The organism is Phaeovulum veldkampii DSM 11550 (assembly GCF_003034995.1).
Classification (GTDB): domain Bacteria; phylum Pseudomonadota; class Alphaproteobacteria; order Rhodobacterales; family Rhodobacteraceae; genus Phaeovulum; species Phaeovulum veldkampii.
Genome location: NZ_PZKF01000014.1, coordinates 49644 through 73141, shown reverse-complemented (window position 1 = coordinate 73141; position 23498 = coordinate 49644). Strand labels below are relative to the sequence as shown.

General features: G+C 65.6%; 22 protein-coding genes and 1 pseudogene. 6 read left to right on the top strand and 17 right to left on the bottom strand.

Annotated elements, in window-relative coordinates; genetic code table 11:
* Positions 1–14: 14 nt before the first annotated feature.
* Positions 15–647: a uracil phosphoribosyltransferase gene (gene upp, locus C5F46_RS07940; RefSeq protein WP_107324830.1), complete on the top strand. Its 633-nt coding sequence runs from the start codon at positions 15–17 to the stop codon at positions 645–647.
* Between the two features lie 3 nt (positions 648–650).
* Here upp and C5F46_RS07935 read toward each other — a convergent pair whose 3' ends face one another.
* From C5F46_RS07935 to C5F46_RS07870, 14 genes are all read right to left on the bottom strand, one after another.
* Positions 651–1670: a hypothetical protein gene (locus C5F46_RS07935; protein ID WP_107324829.1), complete on the bottom strand. Its 1020-nt coding sequence runs from the start codon at positions 1668–1670 to the stop codon at positions 651–653.
* A gap of 52 nt (positions 1671–1722) precedes the next feature.
* A complete protein-coding gene (dxs, locus tag C5F46_RS07930) occupies positions 1723–3633 on the bottom strand; it encodes a 1-deoxy-D-xylulose-5-phosphate synthase (protein ID WP_107324828.1) in 1911 nt (636 codons plus the stop codon).
* A 198-nt stretch (positions 3634–3831) separates the two neighbouring features.
* Positions 3832–4083 carry an RC-LH1 core complex protein PufX gene (pufX, locus tag C5F46_RS07925; protein WP_107324827.1) on the bottom strand — a complete coding sequence of 84 codons (252 nt, stop codon included), beginning with the start codon at positions 4081–4083 and terminating at the stop codon, positions 3832–3834.
* 14 nt (positions 4084–4097) lie between these two features.
* Positions 4098–5024, bottom strand: coding sequence for a photosynthetic reaction center subunit M (pufM, locus tag C5F46_RS07920; RefSeq protein WP_107324826.1), 927 nt, complete (start codon positions 5022–5024; stop codon positions 4098–4100).
* 15 nt (positions 5025–5039) lie between these two features.
* Complete coding sequence (gene pufL, locus C5F46_RS07915; RefSeq protein ID WP_107324825.1) at positions 5040–5870, bottom strand: photosynthetic reaction center subunit L; 831 nt, start codon at positions 5868–5870, stop codon at positions 5040–5042.
* A gap of 112 nt (positions 5871–5982) precedes the next feature.
* Complete coding sequence (pufA, locus tag C5F46_RS07910; RefSeq protein ID WP_107324824.1) at positions 5983–6156, bottom strand: light-harvesting antenna LH1, alpha subunit; 174 nt, start codon at positions 6154–6156, stop codon at positions 5983–5985.
* Positions 6157–6169: 13 nt separating this feature from the next.
* Positions 6170–6316, bottom strand: coding sequence for a light-harvesting antenna LH1, beta subunit (gene pufB / locus C5F46_RS07905; RefSeq protein WP_107324823.1), 147 nt, complete (start codon positions 6314–6316; stop codon positions 6170–6172).
* A gap of 120 nt (positions 6317–6436) precedes the next feature.
* Positions 6437–6658: a cytochrome PufQ gene (gene pufQ / locus C5F46_RS07900; protein ID WP_107324822.1), complete on the bottom strand. Its 222-nt coding sequence runs from the start codon at positions 6656–6658 to the stop codon at positions 6437–6439.
* Entirely contained in the window at positions 6655–8136 is a 1482-nt protein-coding gene (gene bchZ, locus C5F46_RS07895; RefSeq protein ID WP_107324821.1) for a chlorophyllide a reductase subunit Z, read from the bottom strand. Before bchZ ends, pufQ begins: the two co-directional genes overlap by 4 nt.
* A complete protein-coding gene (gene bchY, locus C5F46_RS07890) occupies positions 8136–9701 on the bottom strand; it encodes a chlorophyllide a reductase subunit Y (protein WP_107324820.1) in 1566 nt (521 codons plus the stop codon). The genes bchZ and bchY overlap by 1 nt, the downstream gene beginning before the upstream one ends.
* 78 nt (positions 9702–9779) lie before the next feature.
* A complete protein-coding gene (locus C5F46_RS07885) occupies positions 9780–10784 on the bottom strand; it encodes a chlorophyllide a reductase iron protein subunit X (RefSeq protein ID WP_107324819.1) in 1005 nt (334 codons plus the stop codon).
* Positions 10781–11737 (bottom strand): chlorophyll synthesis pathway protein BchC, encoded by a 957-nt coding sequence (bchC, locus tag C5F46_RS07880; RefSeq protein WP_107324818.1) that lies wholly within the window; start codon positions 11735–11737, stop codon positions 10781–10783. The genes C5F46_RS07885 and bchC overlap by 4 nt, the downstream gene beginning before the upstream one ends.
* 147 nt (positions 11738–11884) lie before the next feature.
* The gene (locus tag C5F46_RS07875) at positions 11885–13027 is read right to left on the bottom strand and encodes a methyltransferase (RefSeq protein ID WP_107324817.1); all 1143 of its coding nucleotides are present in this window, start codon (positions 13025–13027) and stop codon (positions 11885–11887) included.
* A gap of 1 nt (position 13028) precedes the next feature.
* Positions 13029–13925: a polyprenyl synthetase family protein gene (locus tag C5F46_RS07870; RefSeq protein ID WP_107324816.1), complete on the bottom strand. Its 897-nt coding sequence runs from the start codon at positions 13923–13925 to the stop codon at positions 13029–13031.
* 109 nt (positions 13926–14034) lie between these two features.
* Here C5F46_RS07870 and crtD point away from each other — a divergent pair, with 109 nt between their 5' ends.
* Both crtD and crtC read left to right on the top strand, forming a co-directional pair.
* Positions 14035–15531 carry a 1-hydroxycarotenoid 3,4-desaturase CrtD gene (crtD, locus tag C5F46_RS07865; RefSeq protein WP_107324815.1) on the top strand — a complete coding sequence of 499 codons (1497 nt, stop codon included), beginning with the start codon at positions 14035–14037 and terminating at the stop codon, positions 15529–15531.
* Between the two features lie 41 nt (positions 15532–15572).
* Positions 15573–16448, top strand: a complete 876-nt coding sequence (gene crtC / locus C5F46_RS07860) for a carotenoid 1,2-hydratase (protein WP_107324814.1) — start codon at positions 15573–15575, stop codon at positions 16446–16448.
* 306 nt (positions 16449–16754) lie between these two features.
* On the opposite strand, the pseudogene tspO reads toward crtC, so the two are convergent.
* The 3 genes and pseudogenes from tspO to C5F46_RS07845 form a co-directional block, all read right to left on the bottom strand.
* Positions 16755–17201: pseudogene (gene tspO / locus C5F46_RS17070) on the bottom strand (tryptophan-rich sensory protein TspO); the annotation flags it as partial.
* A gap of 87 nt (positions 17202–17288) precedes the next feature.
* On the bottom strand, positions 17289–18320 hold the full coding sequence (gene crtB / locus C5F46_RS07850; protein WP_107324813.1) for a 15-cis-phytoene synthase: 1032 nt from the start codon (positions 18318–18320) through the stop codon (positions 17289–17291).
* Positions 18317–19903, bottom strand: a complete 1587-nt coding sequence (locus C5F46_RS07845; protein WP_107324812.1) for a phytoene desaturase — start codon at positions 19901–19903, stop codon at positions 18317–18319. The genes crtB and C5F46_RS07845 overlap by 4 nt, the downstream gene beginning before the upstream one ends.
* A gap of 131 nt (positions 19904–20034) precedes the next feature.
* Here C5F46_RS07845 and crtA point away from each other — a divergent pair, with 131 nt between their 5' ends.
* The 3 genes from crtA to C5F46_RS07830 are packed head-to-tail and all read left to right on the top strand — an operon-like array spanning position 20035 to position 23494.
* Positions 20035–20796, top strand: a complete 762-nt coding sequence (gene crtA / locus C5F46_RS07840; protein WP_235820116.1) for a spheroidene monooxygenase — start codon at positions 20035–20037, stop codon at positions 20794–20796.
* Positions 20793–21797, top strand: a complete 1005-nt coding sequence (gene bchI, locus C5F46_RS07835; protein ID WP_107324811.1) for a magnesium chelatase ATPase subunit I — start codon at positions 20793–20795, stop codon at positions 21795–21797. The genes crtA and bchI overlap by 4 nt, the downstream gene beginning before the upstream one ends.
* A complete protein-coding gene (locus tag C5F46_RS07830; protein WP_107324810.1) occupies positions 21794–23494 on the top strand; it encodes a magnesium chelatase subunit D in 1701 nt (566 codons plus the stop codon). Before bchI ends, C5F46_RS07830 begins: the two co-directional genes overlap by 4 nt.
* Positions 23495–23498 lie beyond the last annotated feature (4 nt).

Here is a 23498-nt window from a genome sequence, read left to right as displayed (position 1 = left end):
ACAGGAGACATCCGATGACCAAGCATCTGACCGTGGTCGATCACCCGCTGGTGCAGCACAAGTTGACCCTGATGCGCGAGAAAGACACCTCGACCGCAGGCTTCCGCCGCCTGCTGCGCGAGATCAGCCTGCTGCTGGCCTATGAGGTGACGCGCGGGCTGGAAATGACCACGCGCTGGATCGAAACCCCCCTGTGCGAGATGGAGGCCCCCGCGCTGGACGGCAAGAAGCTTGCGCTGATCTCGATCTTGCGGGCGGGCAACGGGTTGCTGGACGGGATTCTGGAATTGATTCCCGCGGCGCGCGTGGGATTTATCGGGCTTTACCGTGACCCCGAAACGCTGAAGCCGGTGCAGTATTACTGCAAGGTGCCGTCAGAGTTGGAAGACCGCATGGTGATCGTGGTCGATCCGATGCTGGCCACCGGCAATTCCTCGGTTGCGGCCATCGACCTGCTGAAGGAAAAGGGCGCGAAAAACATCCGCTTCCTGTGCCTGCTGGCAGCGCCCGAGGGCATCGAACGGATGGCCGAAGCGCACCCCGATGTGCCCATCGTCACCGCAGCGGTAGACCATTTCCTGAACGAGCACGGCTATATCGTGCCCGGTCTGGGCGATGCGGGCGACCGGATGTTTGGCACCAAATAGGGGTTAGCCGCCGCAGATGCCCTGCAACGCCACCCAGTCGCCATCGGGCACGAGGGGGGCCGGTGCGGGGCGGTTGGCAAAGGGATCAGCCTCGATCAGCCCCAGCACGGACTCGCCGCTGGGGTCAATCGCCCAAGCATAAGGCGAAGATGGCACACCCACTGCCTGAAACCGCGCCAAAAGCGGCTCGTCCGCGGGGCGCGGAGCAGCGTCTTTCAGCAAAGCGGCACCATAGCCATCCAGCGCACCTTCGGGCAGGCTGCCCGTGGTCAGCAACCGGAAACTGGCCCGAAACCCGGCCCAGCGCAGCACCTTCAGCAGCGGGTCATGGTCTGCGGTGGCCAGATCGGCGGCCAGAACATGGCCGGCCAGCACATCGGCGCTGTCGTGCTGTTCGATCAGCGTGCGACCCACCACCAGCATCCGCCCCGGCAGGCTGCGCGCGCCCTCCAGCGCCTCGGGCAGCACCACGATCTGGCCACCCTGCCCCAGCAGCCGATCCGAAAGCCGCACCAGCGCCGCGCCACTGCCCGCAGAGCGACAGGGCGCGCCAGACAACGTAGACAACTCGGCCAGCACCGCGCGTCCGATCTCGACCCGGTTGGCCTCGGGCGCGGTGGCGGCAGTATGCGCGATCAGCGCGCCGGGCATCCAGAACACCCCCAGCCCCAGCACCAATGCCAGCGCGCCGCCCAACAGGACCGTGCGCAGCCGCCCCGGATGCGGGCGCCGCGCCTCCAGCACCGCATGAACCTTTTCGATCGCGGCGATCATGGTGTCGTCGTCCAGTTCCAGCTCTTCGCCGGGATCGGGGCTGGGGGCATAGATCGCCGGGCGCCTGCCGGGGTTCAGCCGGATCGTGGCGGGCAGCGACCAATGCGCCAGCGCGCGCACCCCGCGCGCATCCGAGATGATCAGCGTCGCATCACCGAACGAAACGATGACATCTTGCCGACGGGCCTCGGGCGCATCGCGCCACAGGCCCGGCGCCTCAAGCCGTTGATATTCCGATAGCGCCGTCATCGGCCTGCCCCTGCCTTGTTGGTCCGGCAGGATAGCCGATGCGCGCCTTGGGTCAACCGCGCGCCCCGCCCGACCGGCGTGGGCTTGCCGCTGCGGCGATACGCGCAATATCGGCGGCGGTCATGCCGGCATCGGCATACATCTGCGCCGGGCTGGCCTGTTCGATAAAGCGGTCAGGCAGCGTGATGGTGCGGATCGCAAGCCCACGATCCAGCGCGCCACCATTGGCCAGATGGTGCAGCACCTGCGCGCCAAAGCCACCCGTTGCACCCTGTTCGACCGTGATCAGCGCGCCGTGATGATCCACCAGTTGCCCGATCAGATCGGTATCGAGCGGTCGGGCAAAACGCGCATCCGCCACTGTGGCGCTGATGCCCTCGGCCGCCAGCAGATCGGCGGCGGCGAGGCATTCGGCCAGATGCGCACCAAGGCTGAGAATCGCAACATCCGTGCCCTCGCGCATCACGCGGCCCTTGCCGATGGGCAGAACCGCCCCCCGCGCGGGCATTTCCACCCCGCGCCCCTCGCCGCGCGGGTAGCGAAAGGCGATGGGGCCTTCGTCATGGGCGACGGCGGTCGCCACCATATGCATCAGATCTGCCTCGTCGGCCGCGGCCATGACGGTGAAACCGGGCAGGTTGGCCAGAAAGGCGATGTCGAAAACGCCCGCATGGGTCGCCCCGTCTTGCCCAACCAGCCCCGCGCGGTCGATGGCAAAGCGCACCGGCAAGCCCTGCAACGCCACATCATGCACGATCTGGTCATAGCCGCGTTGCAAAAAGGTGGAATAGATCGCCACAAAGGGTTTCAGTCCCGTGGCAGCCATCGCCGCGGCAAAGGTAACGCCATGCTGTTCGGCGATGCCCACGTCAAACACCCGCGCCGGAAACCGCGCCGCCATAATGTCCAGCCCGGTGCCCGAGGGCATCGCAGCGGTGACCGCCACGATGTCACTATCGCGCGCCGCCTCGTCGGTCAGGGTGGTTCCGAAAACGGTGGTATAGCTCGGCGCATTCGATTTCGACGCCGCAAGCTGGCCGGTGGCCACATCGAACTTGCCCACGCCATGATATTTGTCGGGAGCGGCCTCGGCCGGCGCATAGCCCTTGCCCTTTACCGTCTGAACATGAACCAGCACCGGCCCCTCGGCGCGGGCACGCGCGGCGCGCAGGGTGGCCAGCAATTCCGGCATGTCATGGCCGTTGACCGGGCCGATATAGGTAAAGCCCAGTTCCTCGAACAATGTGGCGCCGCCCGGCATCCCCGTCACCAACCGCCGCGCGCGCCGCGCGCCTTCGCGCAGCCGGTCGGGCAACACCGCCTCGACCCCGTCAGCCACCTGTTTCAGCGTGGCCAGTGGCAGCGCCTCGCCCAGCCGTTCCAGATATTGCGACATCGCACCCACCGGCGGGGCGATCGACATTTCATTGTCGTTCAGGATGACGAACAGCCGTTTGCGCAGGTCGCCTGCGTGGTTCATCGCCTCATAGGCCATGCCCGCCGTGATCGACCCATCCCCGATGACGGCGATTGCATCGCCGGTGGGGCGGCCCAGCTCGCGTCCCATGACAAACCCCAGCGCCGCCGAGATCGAGGTGGAACTGTGCGCCGCCCCGAACGGGTCAAAATCACTTTCGGATCGCTTGGTGAAGCCCGAAATTCCGCCGCCCTGCCGCAGGCTGCCCATCTGCGCGCGCCGCCCCGTCAGAATCTTGTGCGGATAGCATTGATGGCCCACATCCCAGATCAGCTTGTCAGCGGGCGTGTTGAAGACAGCATGCAGCGCCACCGTCAACTCTACCACACCCAGCGAGGAACCCAGATGCCCGCCGGTCCGGCTGACGGCCTCGATCACCTCCTGGCGCAGTTCGTCGGCAAGCCGCGTCAGATCGGCATCCGACAGGGCGCGCAGATCGGCGGGGCCGCTGATCCGGTCCAGCGTCGGTGTGGCGGAAGTGGTCATGGATGTTCTCCGAAGGCGTAAGGCTGCCCCGCGAAGACACGACACCCGCCCCCCCCGCGTCAAGGCCCGACGGGCCAAAGGGCCGCAAAAACGAAAAAAGGCGCCCTTGGGCGCCTTCTTGGGTCGGGGCGGACCTTTGTCGGACCGCCCCAACTCTGGCAAGCGGATCGGGTCAGACCCGACCGCAGGAACCAAGGTTTAGTTCGCGAACCGCGTGTATTTGCCGTCAACCGTCCCGTCGATGTCGTTGACCTGGAAGATGGTGTTCGGATAGGGCGCCTCACGCGACCGGTCCGGCAGGAACTGCCCGATGAAGGCGAGCGCAACCACGAAGAACACGGTCCCGAAGAACACCACAGCGGTGATCCCCATCCCCTTGCCCATCGCCGCGGCACCCATGGTAGCCATGCCGACTTTGGTCGCGCCGTCCAGATAATGCTTCTCAGCCATGATCAGCTCTCCTCTCAGTTCAGCGCTTTGTAGCCGTGCACCTGAGCCCAGACCGACCAGTCTTCGACAACGGTGCCCGAGAGCAGGATGCCGATACCGCCGGTAACCGGGGTCAGAACCGCGAACCACCAACCCCAACGGTGGATACCTTCCATCGTGGCGTTGAAGCCCATCGTCCAGCGCCAGAACAGCGCCGCACGTTCGGCCGCGGTGCCGCGGTCAACGATCTGTTCCAGTTCGCGCTCGCCGCCCAGACGCGACACCGCCAGAATGGTGGCACCGTGCATGGCGAACAGCATGGTCGACCCGTAGAGGAACGCGATCGAAAGACCGTGGAACGGGTTGTAGAACAGGTTGCCGTGGGTCAGTGAGAAATTGTTGGTCCAGTCCAGGTGCGGGAAGATGCCGTAGGGAACCGCCTCCGACCACGACCCCATCAGGATCGGACGGAAGAAGCTCAGAACGAACATCAGCCACAGAGCGCCCGCAAAGGCCCAGGCGGTGTGCTTGCCCATGCCGAGGTCAGCGGCACGTTTGTAGGTGCGCGCCCACCACAGCAGAACCGACAGCATCAGGAAGAACGATGCGATCAGCCACAGTCCGCCTTCCATCAGCGGAGCCGACAGGCTCAGCCCGTATTCCGGCGCCGGCGGGAACAGACCCGCACGGAACAGCTCGCGCAGGAACAACGCGGGGCTGTAATCGGCCTGGATGATGAACGAGACGCCCACCAGGAAGAACCAGAAGGCCCCGAAGATCAGGGACATGGTGCCCAGCGTACCCAGATAGATCGGGCCAAGCTGGGCGTTGCCGAACCAGCCGAGGATCGGCCAGTTGGTGGTGCCTGTGGTCCGGTTCTCGAGGTTCACGCCTTCGACCATACCCAGTTCGGGTTTGCCGGCGACTTGAACCTGAGTGAAGATGTTTTGATATTCAGCCATTTGTCATCCCTCCGTTCACAGATCGGCCCAGAACGGCAGGTTGTACCACCAATCCCACCAGAACACCCACTGATCGAACCAAACGGTGCCCGAAGCCAAGATACACATGGCGCTCCAGAAGGCGGCGTTCAGGGCAAGCAGCAGACCCAGACGGTGGATACCCAGCGTCCCGACCGAATAGCCGACCAGATCGCGGAAGAACGTGTCTTCGTGGTCCGGAGTGCGCATTTCCTTGCCCGTTTCTGGGTTGGCGGCCGAGAGGATCAGAGCCCCGTGCAGACCAAGCGCTAGCGTGGTCGTGAAGAACAGGCTGATACCCAGCATGTGCAGCGGGTTGTAGTGGAAGTTGCCGTATTGGTAACCCACGTTGTTCACCCATTCGAGGTGGGTGAAGACACCATACTGGAAGCCATGCCCCCAGGCGCCCATCAGCGCCGGACGGATAACAACCAGAGTGATGTAGGCGAAGATCGCAAAGCTGAAGGCGAACGGGATGTGAAGACCGATGCCGAGTTTGCGGCAGATCTCCACTTCGCGCATAGCCCAGCTTACGAAGGCGCCAATCGCGCACAGCGTGACGACCTGCCAGATTCCACCTTCGCGCAGCGGCGCCGCGCCAAGACCGTATTCAAGAGGGGGCGGGTTGATCGAGATCAGGAGGGGGTTCCAGGTATCACCCAGCGATGCCCCCCAGAGGATCATCAAGGTGCCCAGGGCCGCAAAGAATACTGAAGTGACCCCAAAGAAGCCGACGTAGAAAGGGCCGACCCAGAAGTCAAACAGGTTCCCGCCGATCAGCGTGCCGCCCGGCACGCGGTATTTTCGTTCGAAGCTGAGCAATGCCATGCTTCTCTCTCCGCTTTCTGTCGGCCCGAAGCGCTAGTGCTCGGGGACCATCGATGCCGAATTTCTAGGTGTCGCGGGCGACCTGAGCCGCCCGCGACAGCGAGGGCCTGCCTTATTCGGCAGCCACGCGCTCGTACTTCACGCCGGAAATGTCCAGCCAGTTGAAGCCCGGGTTGCTGAGCAGCATCAGGTGAATCATCACCGCCAGCAGGAACAGGAACACGCCTTGAGCGACGAACACGCGACGCGGATCGAAGATCAGCCAGATTTTGTAGAACTTGCTCATGTCCAGATCCCCCTTAGAGCCACGGACGCCAGATGAAGACGGCCAGGTGCGCAACGATGGCCACCGAGATGAACAGCCACATGCCTTGCAGGTACACGGAATGCAGTTCTTGAGCCTGCTGGTCGGTGAGCCCCGTGAAGCTCAGGTCTTTGTCAGCCATATTATCCTCCGGATCGTCAGACTGAAGCCGCGCACCCCGCGGCCGGGTTTACGGTCGGGCGGAATGCCCTTCCGAAATTCCACCACCCAACCGGGCGGCGAATTCTGCGATCTCGCCTGGTCAGGCGAGGAAAATCATCGGCGTGATCGAGCCGGCCTCTTCGAGGGCGCGGGCGATCGGGCCCTGGGACGGGAAGCCACCACGCAGCAGCGGGGCCGCAGCCCAGCCAAGAATGGCAAACGGCAGCGCGAGCATGAAGATCAAGGTGAAGAACACCTTGTACTCCGCCCGCGACGCGCGATGGCAGCGCCCCTTCGGAGTGTCGACGCCATGATTGGTCATGCTGTCTCTCCCTTGGTCATATCAAAGCCAGGCCCACGCAGAGCCTCGACGGTTTCTTTCACAACCCGCTCGGCACCCGATTCCAGAGCCGCTTTTTCGGCGGCATCGCGCAAAGCCCGCGCGGCGCTGATACGGGTCAGGATCGGATGTTCGGCAACGATGCGGTCCAGCTCGGCCTGCGCATCGGCATCCCACGGAAAATCCCGGCGCAACGTAGTCGGAGTGGCGGCGGCACTGTCCATCTCGGTCCCCAAAGGCAGGATATGGAACAGGGCATCGAACAACCCGTTACACACTTCCTGCAACAACCATACTGCCCCTGCATAGCCCATCATGGGCGTTCCGGTAGCGCGGCGGATCGCCGCGCCGGGGAACGAAGCGGGGATGAAAGCAGGCTGCGGGCCGTGGCCACCCTTCAGTTCTGCAAGGTAAATCTTCTCGTTGATCGACCCCATGACGATCAGCGGGCGATACTTGCGTAACGCGGAACGCACGGATTCGTTATTTGTTTTCTCGCCTCTTTTGCGCGAAACAGCGAAGGCGCAGGGCAGACCCAAGTCGCCTTCGAGGTAGTTGCGGATACCCCTTGCATAGGTATCGGTGGCAACGATGCCGAAAGATGCGGTGGCAAAAAAGTCTTGCGTGACGGATCGCCACAGGTCCCACAACGGCTTCAGTGTCGAGTGTTTTTCACGCGCAATGAAGGGTTCCGGGTCCAGCCCAAGTATCTCACCCAGCTTGCGCAGGAATTTTGTCGTCGAATCAAGCCCGATTGGCGCCTGAAGATAGGGCTTGCCCAACACTTCTGCCAAACCGCGGCCGAATTCGCGATACATGACGATGTTCACATCGGCATCTACCAGATGGCGCATTTCGGCGACATGGGCACCGAGCGGCATCACCATGTTGACCTCGGCCCCAATCCCCTCGACCAGTCGCCGGATCTCGTGCAGGTCCGACGCCATGTTGAACACGCCATACATCGGCCCAAGGATGTTGACCCGCGGCTTGGCGCCTTCGGGGCGCGGGTTTTCACGTGGCATCCGACCCTTGGTCATGCCGAATTCGGTGAAAATCCAGGTCATCGCGCGATCTGCGGCTTCCCACTGATCTTCATCGATGGTGCGTGGCAGAAACCGCTGGATGTTGGTGCCCATCGGGGTCACGCCGCCGCCGATCATCTCGGCGATCGAGCCTGTGACCACCACAGCAGGCAGCGCCGGATCAAGCGTTTTCCAGGCGCGCCACATGGCCCCCTCGGTGCCGTCGCGGCCCAGCTCTTCCTCGCCCAGGCCGGTGACGACGATGGGCAGCTCATGGGGCGGCAGCGCGTCGGTATAGTGCAGCACCGAGGTAACCGGCAGGTTTTCGCAGCCCACGGGGCCATCGATAACCACCTGGAGGCCCTTCACGGCGCAGAACGCATAAACCGCGCCCCAATAGCCCCCTGCCCGGTCGTGATCTAGGATCAAGCTCATCAGATCATCTCCTCGGCCTTGGCGGCGCGGGCCGCCTTGTCGAGTTTTTTCTGGTGGATGGCGCGGAAATCGGGGCGCAGGTTCGGTGCGCCTTCCCAGATGCCCGCCGTATCGCCCTCACCCACGCCTTCAAAAAAGGCTTTCATGCCGTCCATCCGGGACTTGCCCGCAATCGCGGTGTTCACCACCTGCCCCAGGCTGCCCGCCCCCGCCGGCCCCATCAGCGGCCGGGCCGAGATGAGGTTGGTGAAGTAAAGCGCCGGAATGCCCATCGCCTTGGCCTTCTGGACCACGGGCGTGGTGCCGATGGCCAGATCGGGGCGGATCGCCTCCATGGCGGACAGATCATCCTCCAGCGAGGCGCGGTATTTCACCACCACACCGCGCGATTCCAGCCAGTCGCGATCTGCGGCTGACCATTCGGTGCGGCCCGTCGCAGTGCCGACATAGGGCACATTCGCGCCGCTTTCGATCAGCAGACGCGCCACCAGCAGTTCCGAGCCTTCATAGCCCGACAGCGTGATGGTGCCCTTGATCGGAACCTGCGCATAAGCGGCCTTGATCGCGGGCAAAAAGGCGTTTTGCGCGGCGGCCACCTGCTCGGCGGGAATGCCAAAGGCATCACCCACGGCTTTCAGCCAGGCCGCCGTGCCATCGAGCCCGACCGGCGCGGAGCCGATCACCGGGCGGCCTGCCGCCTGAAACTCGCGGATAGAGGCGGTGTAAAACGGATGGATCGCCGCCACCGCGCCGCAATCAAGCGCGGCGTAAAGTTCGCGCCATTCGCGCGTCGGCACAACCGGCCCCGCAGCCAGCCCCAGGGGCGCCAGCAATGCCCCGATCATCATCGGATCGGCCGGAAACATCTCGCCCAGCAGCGTGACGGTGGGGCGGTCCGACCGCCCCGCCAGCGGCGCGGCCACTGGCCCCGCCTCGGCCTCAAGCCGGGCATAGTTCAGCATTGCCCCGGCCAGCACATCCTTGGCCTCGGCATGGGTGGGCACGCCAAAGCCAGGCACGTCGATACCGATGATGCGCACCCCGTTGATTTCGCGCGGCAACAGCCGCAGCGGCACACCCGAGGCGGTGGGCACGCACAGGTTCGTCACAACAACCGCATCATAACGGTCGGGATCAGCCAATTGGTGAACCGCGTCGCGGATATCTTCGAACAGCTTGCCGGTGACCAGCGATTCCGAATTGAAGGGCACATAGCCCACCGACCGGCGCGCGCCATAGAAATGGCTGACGAAAGACAGGCCATAGACGCAGCAGGCCGAGCCCGACAGCACGGTGGCTACACGGCGCATCCGCAGCCCCACGCGCAGGCTGCCAAAGGCGGGGCACATGCTTTGCGGCTTGTCATGCGGGCCTTGCGGATAATCGGCGCGAAACCGTTCGATCAGATCGCCATTGCCCGCGGCCGTTGCCGCCGCCGCCATTTCGGCCTGCGAGTGGCAGCCCAGCCCATCGGCGCCAGGCGTGGCGCAGGTTGCAGCGGAAGTCGCATCCTCCACCGTTACCTCGGCCTCATGGGCCGCGTCATAGCGCACCTCGCCGGTCATTTCCGGTCCTCCTGCGCGGGGGCGCGGCGGCGGGCCAGCGCCGCCAGCCCTTCATCCCATTTGCGCAGTTCGTCAAAGTCAAACATCGTCGTAAACCACTTCCAGCGAGGCTTTGACGGCCACATTCTTGCCGCGCATATCGGCGTCGGTCGCGGGTTCCAGCACCACGTCGGCGCCGGTTTCCGAGGCCGAGAACAGCGCCAGCAGCCCATCCTGGCTGAGCGGGCGGGGCCGCAGCGGCGGCGCCTCGGCCACGTTCTGGGCCAGTTGTTCGAACAGCGCGCCCCACGACCCGGCATGAGTGCCGACGATCTGATAGTTGGCCGATTTGCGGCGCAGTTCCTCGTCTTGCGGGATCGCGGCCAGAACCGGGATGCCGGCGGCGGCGGCGAATGCCTGCGCCTCGCCGGTGCCATCGTCCTTGTTGATGACCAGCCCCGCAACGCCCACGTTACCGCCCAGCTTGCGGAAATATTCCACCGCCGAGCAGACGTTGTTGGCCACATAAAGCGATTGCAAGTCGTTCGAGCCGACCAGGATCACCTTTTGCGCCATGTCGCGGGCGATCGGCAGGCCAAAGCCGCCGCAGACCACGTCACCCAGAAAATCGAGCAGCACATAGTCAAAATCCCAGTCGTGAAAGCCCAGCTTTTCCAGCAGCTCAAAGCCATGGATGATGCCGCGCCCGCCGCAGCCGCGGCCCACTTCGGGCCCGCCCAGCTCCATCGCATAGACGCCGCCGCTTTTGAAACAGACATCCCCGATCTTGACCTCTTCGCCCGCCAGTTTCTTGCGGGTCGAGGTTTCGATGATCGTGGGGGTAGCCTTGCCGCCAAACAGCAGCGACGTGGTGTCGGATTTCGGGTCGCAGCCGATCAGCAGCACACGCTTGCCCATTTCAGCCATCATATGGCTGAGGTTGGCCAGCGTGAACGATTTGCCGATGCCACCCTTGCCATAGATCGCGATGATCTGGGTCTTTTTCGAGGGCGGATCCTGCGGGATTTCCAGCGAAGGCTCCTCGTTGGCCTCGTCGCGCAGACGCTGGTCGAAGTCTTTGAGGTTGGGAACATCGAGCGTCATGCGGCGGCCTTCCAGTCGAGGATCATCTTGAGGCATTCAGGGTCGTTGAACGCCGTCTCATAGGCCGCAGCCGCGTCTTGCGCAGGGCGGCAATGGGTCACAAGGCCCGCCAGCGACAAGGCGCCCGCCTCGATCAGCGCGCGGGTCGCGATCAGGTCCTCGGGCGCCCATTCGGCGGCGATGCGCAGCCGCGCCTCTTTCAGGAAGGCGGGCGTGAAAGAAAACGAAATCGGGGCGGTGTAGAACCCAGCCAGCACAACCTCGCCACCCTTGGCGATGCGGCCAATCAGCGTATCGATCAGCCTCACGTCGCCCGAGGCATCATAGATTGCACGGTAGTCGCGGCGCGGGTCGGCATCGGGGTGAACCACCTCATAGCCAGTGGCGCCGCCCATCCGCGCGGGGTTCACCTCCCACACGGTCGGCGCGGGGGCGCCCGCAGCAATGGTCAGCCGCGCCAGCAACCGGCCCAGCACACCATGCCCCACGATCAGATCGGGCAGCGCCTTGTCAAAACCGGTGATCGCATGGCGCGCGGTGGCGGCCAGCGCCAGCAGCGCGCCCTCGGCACCCATACCCGCGTCGATCCGCGTCACCCGCGAGGCCGCCGTGACCAGATGATGCGAGGCGCCGCCAAAGAGGCCAAACACCGGCCCATCGGCGCGCGGCTTGAAGCAGTTGGCGCCCGGCACAAAGACCCGCTCGCCAACCTTGAACCCGGTTTCGGGGCCAGCCTCGATCACCACACCCTCGGCCTCATAGCCCGGCACCAGCGGATAGCCCATACCCGGAAACGGCGGCATTGTGCCCGACCAGAACAGCTTTTCGGTGCCCGTCGAGATACCGGAATGCGCGATTTCCACCACCAGATCACCTGACCCCGGCGCAATCAGCGACAGGGACTCGACCCCGATCTGCCTTGGCCCGGACAAGATGACGGCGGTGGTTTCCACGACGCTCTCCTCAGCTTTGCGGGGGCTGTGCCCGATTCCGACAGGGACTCGATCCGACCCTTCCGGCGACATGTGTAACATTAAACTTACAGACCCGACTGTCAATCAAAATAGACATGTCTGCAGATGCCATGCTGTCGCGCCAGATCACGCCGCGGCCTGCATGCCCGGCTTGCGGGCGGTCACAAAGCTGGCGATGAAGGGCCGATAGCCCCAACGGGCGCGGACGTTTTCAAACCCGGCCGCCGCCAGAAGCGCCGCGATTTCGTCAGCCGAGCGCACCCGTCCGGTGCGCATGGCAGCGGTGTAAAAGGCAAAATAAACATCGGTTGTGCGGTCGGGATGCGCACCGCCAGACATCGTCTCGGACACGATGACGCGACCACCCGGCGGCAGTGCGGCAAAAACCCGCTTCAGCAGCGCCGCAACCGTTTCGTCGGAATGATCAAACAGCACCCGCACAAGGCTGATCGCATCGGCACCCCGCGGCAGATCATCATCGCGGAAACTGCCCGGGTGAATCGTCGCCCGATCCGACAGCCCCGCCGCGGCAAAGCGCGCAGTGGCGCCTTCAACCACCACCGGCAGATCGAACAGGCTAAGCCGGATCGCCGGATGCGCCTGCCCCACCGCGGCCAGAAACGCCCCGGTGCCGCCGCCCACATCCATCAGATGCGTGATGCCGCGGAAATCGACTTGCGCCAGCGTGTCGGCGGCGACCAGCGCCTGACTGTCGGCCATAAGGTTGGAGTATGTCGCGACCACCTCAGGGTCGGCTGCGCCCGCCGCGCCAAAGACATAGGGCCAGAATTGGGCCAGCCCAGGGTCTGTTTCACCCTTCAGAAAGGCGACCGGATCGGCCAGATCCTTGTACAGAACCGCGTGGTGGCGCACCATCGCCTCCAGCCCCGGCACGCCGAGAAAGGCCGCGCCGCGTTGCGCCAGCGCAAAGCGCCCGTCGCGTTGACGCTTCAACAGCCCCAGCGCGGCGCCCGCCTGCAACAGAATCGCCATCCGGCGTTCGGTCAGCCCGCAATCGGCGGCCAGCGCGGCAGGGGCGGCCGGGGTATCGACCAGCCGGTGCAGCACCCGCAACTCGACCAGCGCGAGCAAGGACTGGCTTTGCACGAAACCCGAAATCAGATCGAACATCGCAACGCCTTCGGATCGGCTGATCCGACGCAAGCCCGGCGTCCGGGCGATCAGGGCCTGAAACCGGGGCGAACCGATCAGCCGGTTCAGCCGCCCCCTAAGGGTCGGCGCGACTGCGGGCGCGGCGCTGTCGGTCATCTCAGCCCGCGACCTTCGACGAGGTCGAGGGCGCAACCGGTGTCATACGCTCGGCGGTGCGGCGCACCATTTCGGCCAGCATCGCCTCGCCGGGGCAAGACGGGATCGAGGCAATCGCGCCCGACAGAATATCGCGCAGGTGCCGGATCGCCCCCTGCACGCCAAATTCGGTAACAGCCGAGGGGCGGGCGTGCGCCTCATCCTGGCCCGCGGGTTTGCCCAGCGTGTCGGCATCATAAAGCGCGTCGCGCAGGTCGTCGGCGACCTGGAACGCCTCGCCGATACGGGCGCCGAGTTCCGTCCACGGCTCGGGCTCCTGCCCGGCGGCAATCGCGCCCATCTGCGTGGCCGCAATGAACAGCGCGCCCGTTTTCGCCTGATGATAGGCCGACAGGTTGACCTCGGCCTCGCTTTCCCAGCCCTGCCCGGCGCAAATGCCCATCGGCATGCCGGTGCGGCAGGCCAGCGAGCGGATCAGCGCCAGCCCGCGCCGCGGGTCTTGCTCGGCGGCCTTGGCCAGCACGTCGAAGGCCAGCACGATCAGGCTGTCGCCTGCCAGCACGGCCAGCGGTTCGTTATAGGCCAGATGCACCGTGGGCTTGCCGCGGCGAGTGTCGGCATCGTCAAAGCTGGGCAGATCGTCATGCACCAGACTGGCGCAATGGATCAGCTCCAGCGCGGCGGCGGCGGCATTCGACAGCACCGGCCTGTCGTCGCCGCAGGCCATCGCCACGCTCAGCAGGATCGTGGGGCGAATCCGCGCGCCACCGGGCGTGACCGCGTAATGCAGAGCCGATGCAAGCCGCGGCGGAGCGACGCACCCCCCGGCGCAATCGCCGCCCTGCCCCATGGCGATGGCTTCCGCAATCGCCGCTTCGATCCGAGTTTCCAGTGCCATAGCCGCCCCTTTCACGGGATTTTCTGCGGAAACAGTGTAACGCCAGGGTTACACCTGAACTGTAAATCATACTGGACAGTTGCCCCCGCCGAGTCAACAATCCCGCGACATGAACAAGACAGTCAACACGCCTTCGGGCAAGAAAATCATGGTCATCGGCGCGGGCATGGGCGGTCTTGCCGCAGCCCTGCGGCTGGCTTGTGCAGGTCATGCGGTGACAGTGCTGGAGGCGCGGGCCGCGCCGGGCGGCAAGATGCGCACCTTCGACAGCGTCGCGGGGCCGGTCGATGCCGGGCCCACTGTGCTGACGCTGCGCGATGTGTTCGACGATCTCTTTGCCGCCGCGGGTGAACGGCTGGACGATCACCTGCGGCTGATCCCGCAGGCGGTTCTGGCGCGGCACTGGTGGCCCGACGGGTCCACGCTCGACCTGACCACCGATACCGAGACGAACGCCGCCGCGATCCGCAGCTTTGGCGGCGCGCGGGCCGAGGCCGATTTCCGCCGCTTCGACGCGCTGTCGCGGCAGCTGTTCGAGGCGTTCGACCTGCCCATGATGCGCGCGGGCGAGCCTGAAACGCTGGCGATCCTGCGCGCTGCGGCGGTGCGGCCCAAGGTATGGCCGCTGCTGATGCCGGGCGTCACGCTGGCGCGCGCGGCCAAGGCGATCTTTGACGATGCGCGGCTGCGCCAACTTTTCGGTCGCTATGCAACCTATGTCGGCGGCACCCCCTATCTGTCGCCAGCGGTGCTGACGCTGGTCTGGCGGGCCGAGGCGGCGGGCGTCTGGGCCGTTGACGGGGGAATGCACCGGCTGGCGGCCACCATCGCCCGGCTGATCGAGGCCAGGGGCGGCGCCATTCGCTACAACGCGCCGGTGGCGCGGATCGTCACAAAGGCGGGCCGCGTGACGGGGGCAGAGCTGGCCAGCGGCGAACATGTCGCGGCCGATCTGGTGGTGTTCAACGGCGATCCCGCGGCGCTTTATACCGGCCTGCTGGGCGAGGCCACGCGCGGCGCCGTTGCGCGCAGCGCGGTCGAGCCGCGCAGCCTGGCGGCCTGGGTCTGGGCCTTTGCCGCCGAGCCGAAAGGCCCCGAGATGGTGCATCACAACCTGTTCTTTTGCGCCGATCCGGAACGCGAGTTTCTTCCCGTTCAGCGTGGCCTTCCCCCCGATGACCCCACGCTCTACATCTGCGCGCAGGATCGCCGCGACCTCGTGCCCCCTGTCGGGCTGGAGCGGTTCGAGATCATCATGAATGCGCCCCCGATGACGGCCATGGCCGAGAATGAGAAAGAGCGATGCCTGACACAAACCTTCGACCGGCTGGAACGCTTCGGCCTGACGTTCAGCCCGAGGCCGGACACGACAGCCGTGACGGCGCCCGCGGAATTCGCGCAGATATTCCCGGCCTCACAAGGTTCCCTCTACGGGCGGAGCCCGCATGGCCTGCTGGCCTCGATGGCGCGGCCAAGGGCGCGCAGCAAGGTGGCGGGGCTATATCTGGCGGGGGGCGGGGCACATCCGGGGGCGGGCGTGCCGATGGCCACGCTCTCCGGCAGGCACGCGGCCGAGGCGATTCTGAAAGACCTTGCTTCAATCTAGAGGTTCCGCCGAACGGCTATGCCTGGTGGTATCTGGATGGCGTGTCGGATGAAGGCGACAAGGCGGTTTCGGTGATCGGTTTCATCGGCTCGGTGTTTTCGCCGTGGTATCGCTGGTCTGGCCGCAAAGACCCCGAGGATCACTGCTGCATCAACGTGGTGACCTACGGCCCCGGCGGCCGTTTTACGATGACCGACCGGGGCCGCAGCGCGCTGCGCCAGTCGCCCGACACCCTTCAGGTCGGCCCCAGCCGGATGCACTGGACGGGGCGGCAACTGATCGTCGAGGTCGAAGAAATTTCGGCACTGCCCAAGGTATCGCGGGTGCGCGGCACAATCACGCTGACGCCCTCGGCTGTCACCAATGTAGAGGTGGCACTGACGCCGGATGGCAGCCACATCTGGCGCCCCTTCGCCCCCACCGCCGATATCGAGGTTGACCTGACCCAGGGCCACCGCTGGAAAGGACACGGCTATTTCGACGCCAACTTTGGCCTTGCCGCGCTGGAAGACGATTTCCGCTTCTGGACCTGGGGCCGGTTTCCCACCGCCGAGGGGGCAGCCTGCTTCTATGACGGTGTGCGCACCGATGGATCGACCTTCGGTTTCGGGATCAATGTCAGCAAGACGGGTGAGGTGGCGCTGATCGAGGATCTGCCGCCACAGACCCATTTCGCCCGCACCGCCTGGGCGGTGAAACGCGACACCCGCGCCGATGCCGGGTTTCAGCCGCGGCAGGTGATGGCGATGCTGGATGCGCCGTTCTATTCGCGCTCGCTGGTGGAAACGCAGATCGGCGGGCAGCGCAGCGTCGGCGTGCATGAGGCGCTGGACCTGCGCCGCTACGGTTCGGCCCTGATCAAGCCGATGATCGCGGTGCGGGTGCCGCGTCGGGCGGGCTGGACCTTCTGCGACTGACCGGCCCGGACCTGAAGGCAGGGCGTGGCCCGGACGGTTTCAGACAGAACCGTCCGGGCCGTTTTGTCATTCCGCGGGGGCGCCCTGCGGCTTGTCGGTGACGGCGGCAACGGTCTTGTCAGCCTCTGCCTTGTCGGCGGCGGCTTTGGCGGCGACCGCTTTCTGGGCTTCGGCGGCCTCCAGCGCGGCCTTGCGGCGGGCCAGAACCTTCTCTTCCTCGGCGCGGGCGCGTTCGGCCACCTTGATCGCCTTTTCTTCGGCAGCACGGGCTTTGGCCGCGCGCTTCATCGCCACTTTCTCGCCGCGCGGGCCGGTCAGGTTCATCATCCAGACCGACAGGTTCAGCAAAGCCGCGATCGTGGCCCACAGCACATAGGGCGCCATCAGACCGCCGGCGATCGGGTCAAGCTGCCAGAACGTCCAAGCCGTGGCCGCAACCGACGACCACAGGAACACGATCACGATCAGCCCGCCGAACATCCGTTTCAGCCCAAAAAAAATCGGCGTCCACAGCGTGTTGAAGGCGATCTGCACCGACCACAGCGCCATCGCCTGAGCCGAACCTTCCAGCGGCGCAACCCGCATCGCGGCAAAGGACATCAGAATATACAGTGTGAACCATGCCAGCGGAAACAGCCAGTTCGGCGGCGTCCACCACGGCTTGGCAAGGCTGGCATACCACGCGCCGGGCTTGAACACGGCGCCGGTCGTGGCGGCCGCGCCGCAGGCCAGCAGGAAGGTAAAGAACAGCATCCAGTCGGCCTGGAGCGTTTCGGTCAGCGTCGCCTTTAACGTCTCGAAGTCCATCTCGCGTCTCCGGTCTTTGGGACGCGGCGGACATCAGGCCCGGCGCGCGTCCAGTCTGCGGTTGAAGCGGGCGCGGTCGCGCGCCTCGAGTTGGGCCAAAACGGCCAGAAGAGCATCACTCCGGCTGAAGGTGGTCTTTTGATGCGCGGCCGCATCGACAAGAAAGGCCACCTCGGGTTCAGGCCGGGCATGAACAAAGGCCGACTGCGGCGTCACGGTCGAAACCAGCGCGCGCAGCACGGACTGAGCCAGCCACCACATCTTGCGCGAAGAACCGGTGCAGGCGCGCTGCGTCACACTGTCATGGTTGTTGCGCGCAACCGCAGCGCCGATCCCGGCATAGATCGAGCCTGCGGCAAAGATGCCGGGGCGGCAGCTCAGGGGCAGCGAGGGCACACCGGCGGCGGACCGGGCATAAAGCCCCTCGGCCACGCCCAGCAGGCGCCGCGTCATGTCGCGGATCACAGGATTGGGGCGGGGGTCGGCCAGAAACGCCTCAGGGTCCACCCCGGCCTCGGCGAACCAGTCCAGCGGCAAAAAGATGCGGTTGGCACGCGCATCCTCGCCCACATCGCGGGCGATGTTGGTCAACTGCATCGCCAAGCCCAGATCGCAGGCCCGCGCCAGTGCATCGGGGTCGCGCACACGCATCAGCACACACATCATCACGCCCACGGCGGCCGCGACACGGGCGGAATAGTCGAACACGCCCGACAGCGTGTCATAGCGCCGCCCGACGGCATCCCAGGCAAACCCTTCCAGCAGCGCCTCAGGCAAGGCGCGCGGCATGTCAAATTCCTCGACAACGGCGGCAAAGGCCCGGTCTGCGGGCGCGTTGCGCGGGCGGCCCGAATAGACCAGATCAAGCCGGTCGCGCAGGCCCAGAACCTCGGATGTCTTGTCGATGCCGTCATCCACCGCGTCATCGGCCACCCGGCAAAAGGCATAGAGCGCAAGCGCCGGGTTGCGCACCCGGTCGGGCAGCACCCGGCTGGCCGCATGAAACGACAGCGACCCGGTGCGGATCGCCTCGCGGCAATGCTCCAGATCGGCGGCAGCGATCATTCGGCCACCAGACGATCAGCCCCTGCCCCGGCGCGCGGCATCGGGCGCGGCGCGGGCGGCACCAGCGTATCCATGACCTGCGCGGTCGAAATCACCCCCGGAACGCCAGCCCCCGGATGGGTGCCCGCACCGACAAGATAGAGCCCCGGCACCTCTTCGGAAATGTTGTGCGGACGGAACCACGCCGACTGAAAGATCCGCGGCTCGATCGAGAAGCCGGCCCCCACCGGGCTGAGATAGCGGCTACGGAAGGTTTCGGGCGTGAACACCACCTGATTGTCGGTCAGCCGGTCGGCCAGCCCCGGCAACAGCCGTTCATCCAGCACCTTCAGCACGCTGGCCTTGTAGGTTTCGGCCATTTCCGACCAGTTCACCCCGTTGTCATGCCCCAGATGCGGCACCGGCGACAGCGCGTAGAAGGTGTCGTCGCCCGCAGGCGCGCAAGACGGGTCGATCACCGAGGGCCGGTGGACATAAAGGCTCATGTCCTCGGCCAGCTTGCCCTTCATGAAGATGTCGTCCAGCAGACCCTCGTAGCGCGGCCCCGAAACGATGGTGTGCTGGCCTGCGTCCTGCCACATGTCGCGGGTGCCTTTGGTGCCGAAATACCAGACGAACAGCCCCATCGACCAGCGCGTGCGTTTCAGCTTGGCCGGGGTCCAGCGTTTCTTGGCATGGTTGCGCAGCAGGCGGTCATAGGTATGGCCGGCATCGGCATTCGACACCACGATATCGGCCATCATCTCGCGCCCGTCAGTCAGCTTGACGCCCGCAGCACGGCCACCGCGGACCAGAATTTCATCCGCCTCGGCACCGAACACAAACCGACCACCCTGCGATTCGATCACGCCCGCCATCGCCTTGGCAATCGCCGCCACGCCGCCCATCGCATAGTGCACGCCGTATTCCTTTTCGAGGAAGCTGACGAGAATATACATCGACGTGACATGCAGCGGGTCGCCGCCGATGAACAGCGGGTGGAACGACAGCGCCATCTGCAACCGCGGGTCTTTCACACGCGATCTGGCATGAGCAAACACCGAGCGGTCGGCGCGCAGCATGCCGAAGGTGGGCAGCACCTTGATCAGTTCCCACAGCTCGTGCATCGAACGGCGGCCGAGATTCTCGAAGCCGAAACTATAACGCTTTTCACTGTCTTTCAGGAATTTGTCATAGCCCGCCAGATCGCCCGGCGACAGCCGCGCCACTTCGGCGCGCATCTTTTCGGTGGATTGGCTGGCGGTAAATTTCGACCCGTCGGGGAAGGTGATCTCGTAGAACGGGTCAATCGCGCGCAGATCCACATCCTTGTCGAAATCGCGCCCGCACAGCGCCCAGAGCGCGCGCAATTCCTGCGGCACGGTCACGATGGTCGGCCCCAGATCAAAGCGGTGGCCACCCATGGAAATGGAGCTGCCGCGCCCGCCGGGCATGTCCAGCCGGTCGATCACGGTGACCTGATAGCCCTTGGCGCCCAGCCGCATGGCGGCTGCCAGGCCACCCATGCCAGCACCGATGACGATGGCGGTCGATACGGATTTTTCGTTGGAAACGGCGGCGCGGGGGGGCGTGTTTGTTTGCATGATTCCTACGATAACCTGTCCAGTTGCCTTTACAATAAACCATCATGCCGCAGCCGCAACGACCCGGATGTGCTTTCTTCCCTTGTGCAAACCTGTCAGATTGGGTTTACACACGCAATCGGGAGTACGCCATGACAACCGTCTGTCTCAGCCTTTTCCGTTTTCCCACTGTCACCGGGCGCCTTTGGGTGCTGGGGCAGATGGCGCTTGCGCGGCTTTCGCTGCGGCAGATACCGGGGCTGAAATTCTACAAACTGCTGGGCACCGGGTCGGATGCGGGCTTTACGCCCAGCCCGAACACCGCGGTCTGGGGCATTCTGACCGTCTGGGATGACGAGGCCACCGCGCGCGAGCGTCTGGCCAAGGAATGGGTGTTCAACAACTGGCGCAGCAATGCCTCGGAAAACTGGACCTGCTATCTGGAACCCACCGCCGCCAAGGGCAAATGGGGCCGCAAGGTTCCGTTCGAAACCGGCAAGTACGAATCGAACGCCGTGATCGACGGCCCGATGGTCGCCCTCACCCGTGCGCAGATCAAGTTCCGCAAGACGCCGGATTTCTGGCAGCGCGTGCCCAAGATTCAGGAAATGGTCGCCGCCGACCCCAACGTGATCTTCAAGATCGGGCTGGGCGAATGGCCGGTGCTGTATCAGGCCACCTTCTCGATCTGGCCTGACAGCACGACGATGAACGCATTTGCCCGCGGGAATACGCCCCACGGGATCGCCCTGCGCGACGCCTACAAACTTGACTGGTTGGTCGAATACATGTTTGCCCGTTTCCGGCTGATCGGGTCGGAGGGCACCTGGGAAGGCAAGGATCCGCTCGAACGGCTGAAACAGCCGGCGCCCAAGGCACCGAAAGAGCGGAAGGACAAGAAGGAAGCCGCATGAAGCACCCGTTCCCCTTTACCGCCATCGTCGGACAGGACGAAATGAAACAGGCGATGGTCCTGACGGCCATCGACCCTGGTATTGGCGGTGTTCTGGTCTTTGGCGACCGTGGCACCGGCAAATCGACCATTGTCCGCGCGCTGGCGGCCCTCTTGCCAGAGATCACGGCGGTAGAGGGGTGCCCGGTCAACTCGGCCCGGCCGGAGGATTGCCCGGCTTGGGCCGCGGTTCATTCCAAGGCTCTGGTGCAACGCCCTACGCCGGTCATCGACCTGCCGCTGGGCGTGACCGAAGACCGCGTGGTAGGCGCGCTGGATATCGAACGCGCCCTGACCCGCGGCGAAAAGGCGTTTGAACCGGGGCTGCTGGCGCGCGCCAACCGCGGCTATCTGTATATCGACGAGGTCAACCTGCTGGAGGATCACATCGTTGACCTGCTGCTGGACGTGGCGCAATCAGGCGAAAACGTGGTCGAACGCGAGGGGCTGTCGATCCGCCACCCGGCGCGGTTCGTGCTGGTCGGCTCGGGCAACCCCGAAGAGGGCGAACTGCGTCCGCAGCTTCTTGACCGCTTTGGCTTGTCGGTCGAGGTGACCAGCCCGCGCGACATCGAAACCCGCGTCGAGGTAATCGGGCGCCGTGACGCCTATGAAAACGACCGCGCCAATTTCCTGGCGGAATGGCTGCCCAAGGATGACGTGCTGCGCGAAAAGATCCTGGCCGCACGCGACCTGTTGCCCAAGCTGAAGACGCCGAATACCGTCCTGCACGATTGCGCGGCGCTGTGCATCGCGCTTGGCTCTGACGGTCTGCGCGGCGAACTGACGTTGTTGCGTGCCGCCCGCGCGCTGGCGGCCTTTGAGGGCGCAGACACCGTCACCCGCGATCACCTCAAGCGTGTGGCGCCCTCGGCGCTGCGCCACCGGCTGCGCCGCGACCCGCTGGACGAGGCAGGCTCGACCATCAGGGTGGAGCGCACGATCACCGAGGTGTTGCCCTGACCGAACCGCTTGACCCATGGGCGCGCGCCGAAAAGGCGATTGCGCTGTTGTCGGTTGACCCGGCGGGCCTGAAGGGCCTGTGGTTGCGCGCCCGTGCAGGCGCGGTGCGCGACCGGGTGACGACGGCGCTGGCGGCGCTGCCGCTGCCGGTGCGCAAGATGCACCCGTTCATCGGCGATGATGCGCTTTATGGCGGGCTTGATCTGGCGGCGACGCTTGCAGCGGGCCATCCGGTGCGCGGGCGCGGCCTGCTGGCCGACCCGGCGGCACTGGTGCTGACCATGGCCGAACGTGCGCCCGCGGGGCTTGCGGCGCGGTTGGGCACGGCGCTCGATGCGCCGGGCCTGTCGCTGATTGCGCTGGATGAAGGCGCCACCCCCGAGGAAACCCTGCCCTCGGCGCTGACTGACCGACTGGGACTGTTTCTTGATCTGGACGCGGTGTCCTGGTCGGAAAGCGCCCCGATCACCTTTGACGCCGAGGCGCTGGCCTGCGCACGCAACCGCCTGGCGCAGGTCCGCCTGCCCGAGGGCGCGCTGGCCATGCTGACCCGCACCGCTGCGGCGCTGGGCATTTCCAGCCTGCGCGCACCGCTTCTGGCGCTGGCGGCCGCCCGCGCTGCCGCCGCCCTGCGCGGCACCGACGAGATCAGCGAGGCCGACATGCAACTGGCCGCGGAACTGGTCTATGCCCACCGCGCCACCATCTTCCCGGAACCGGCCCCCGAAGATGACCAGCCCCCACCGCCGCCGCCGCCCGATCCGCAAGAGGCCCCCGAGCCGCCCGAGGATCAGGAGACCGCCAAGCCAGAAGAGATGGTCATCCCCGAGGAGTTGCTGCTGGAGGCGGTCCGCGCCGCCCTGCCCGCCGACCTGCTGGGCCGTCTGGCCGCAGGCCGCGCCGCGCGCAGCGCCAAAGGTGCCTCTGGCACCGGGGCCGCGCGCAAGGGCAACCGCCGTGGCAGCCCCCTGCCCTCGCGCCCCGGCGCGCTGGACAGCGGTGCCCGGATCGACCTTGTCGGCACGCTGCGCACCGCCGCCCCGTGGCAACGGCTGCGGCGCGAAACCAGCCCGCGCCCGGAATTCAAGGTGCAGATCCGCGCCTCTGACATCCGGCTGAAGCGGTATCAGGAAAATTCCGACCGGGTGCTGATCTTTACCGTCGATGCCTCTGGCTCGTCGGCCATGGCGCGTCTGGCCGAGGCCAAGGGCGCAGTCGAGATCCTGCTGGCCGAGGCCTATGCCCGGCGCGACAACGTGGCGCTGGTGGCCTTTCGCGGCACCGGAGCCGAGTTGTTGCTGTCGCCCACCCGGTCGCTGGTGCAGACCAAGCGGCGGCTGGCGGGCCTGCCGGGCGGCGGCGGCACGCCGCTGGCGGCAGGTCTGAAAATGGCGCTGGAGGTCGCAGGCATGGCGCGTGCGCATGGCATGACGCCCACCGTCGCGCTGTTGACCGACGGACGGGCGAACATAGCACTGGATGGCACCGCCGACCGCCCCACCGCCGAGGCCGAGGCCACGCGGATGGCCCGCGTCATCGCCGGATCGGGCACCCCTGCCATCGTGATCGACACCGCCAACCGCCCGCAGCCCGCGCTGAAAGCGCTGGCAGCGGTGATGGGCGCGCCCTATGTGCCGCTGCCGCGCGCCGATGCGCACCGCCTGTCGGCGGCGATCTCGGGCGCGTTGGGGGATTAGGGCG

Coding starts and splice junctions, on each gene's coding strand:
- pufL (WP_107324825.1), bottom strand. CDS start 5,870: ATGGCATTGCTCAGCTTCGAACGAAAATACCGCGTGCCGGGCGGCACG.
- crtA (WP_235820116.1), top strand. CDS start 20,035: ATGACAACCGTCTGTCTCAGCCTTTTCCGTTTTCCCACTGTCACCGGG.
- crtB (WP_107324813.1), bottom strand. CDS start 18,320: ATGATCGCTGCCGCCGATCTGGAGCATTGCCGCGAGGCGATCCGCACC.
- pufQ (WP_107324822.1), bottom strand. CDS start 6,658: ATGACCAATCATGGCGTCGACACTCCGAAGGGGCGCTGCCATCGCGCG.
- upp (WP_107324830.1), top strand. CDS start 15: ATGACCAAGCATCTGACCGTGGTCGATCACCCGCTGGTGCAGCACAAG.
- C5F46_RS07885 (WP_107324819.1), bottom strand. CDS start 10,784: ATGACGCTCGATGTTCCCAACCTCAAAGACTTCGACCAGCGTCTGCGC.
- C5F46_RS07845 (WP_107324812.1), bottom strand. CDS start 19,903: ATGCAAACAAACACGCCCCCCCGCGCCGCCGTTTCCAACGAAAAATCC.
- pufB (WP_107324823.1), bottom strand. CDS start 6,316: ATGGCTGACAAAGACCTGAGCTTCACGGGGCTCACCGACCAGCAGGCT.
- C5F46_RS07870 (WP_107324816.1), bottom strand. CDS start 13,925: ATGGCACTGGAAACTCGGATCGAAGCGGCGATTGCGGAAGCCATCGCC.
- C5F46_RS07935 (WP_107324829.1), bottom strand. CDS start 1,670: ATGACGGCGCTATCGGAATATCAACGGCTTGAGGCGCCGGGCCTGTGG.
- pufA (WP_107324824.1), bottom strand. CDS start 6,156: ATGAGCAAGTTCTACAAAATCTGGCTGATCTTCGATCCGCGTCGCGTG.
- crtD (WP_107324815.1), top strand. CDS start 14,035: ATGAACAAGACAGTCAACACGCCTTCGGGCAAGAAAATCATGGTCATC.
- C5F46_RS07875 (WP_107324817.1), bottom strand. CDS start 13,027: ATGACCGACAGCGCCGCGCCCGCAGTCGCGCCGACCCTTAGGGGGCGG.
- bchZ (WP_107324821.1), bottom strand. CDS start 8,136: ATGAGCTTGATCCTAGATCACGACCGGGCAGGGGGCTATTGGGGCGCG.
- bchY (WP_107324820.1), bottom strand. CDS start 9,701: ATGACCGGCGAGGTGCGCTATGACGCGGCCCATGAGGCCGAGGTAACG.
- pufM (WP_107324826.1), bottom strand. CDS start 5,024: ATGGCTGAATATCAAAACATCTTCACTCAGGTTCAAGTCGCCGGCAAA.
- pufX (WP_107324827.1), bottom strand. CDS start 4,083: ATGGCTGAGAAGCATTATCTGGACGGCGCGACCAAAGTCGGCATGGCT.
- dxs (WP_107324828.1), bottom strand. CDS start 3,633: ATGACCACTTCCGCCACACCGACGCTGGACCGGATCAGCGGCCCCGCC.
- bchI (WP_107324811.1), top strand. CDS start 20,793: ATGAAGCACCCGTTCCCCTTTACCGCCATCGTCGGACAGGACGAAATG.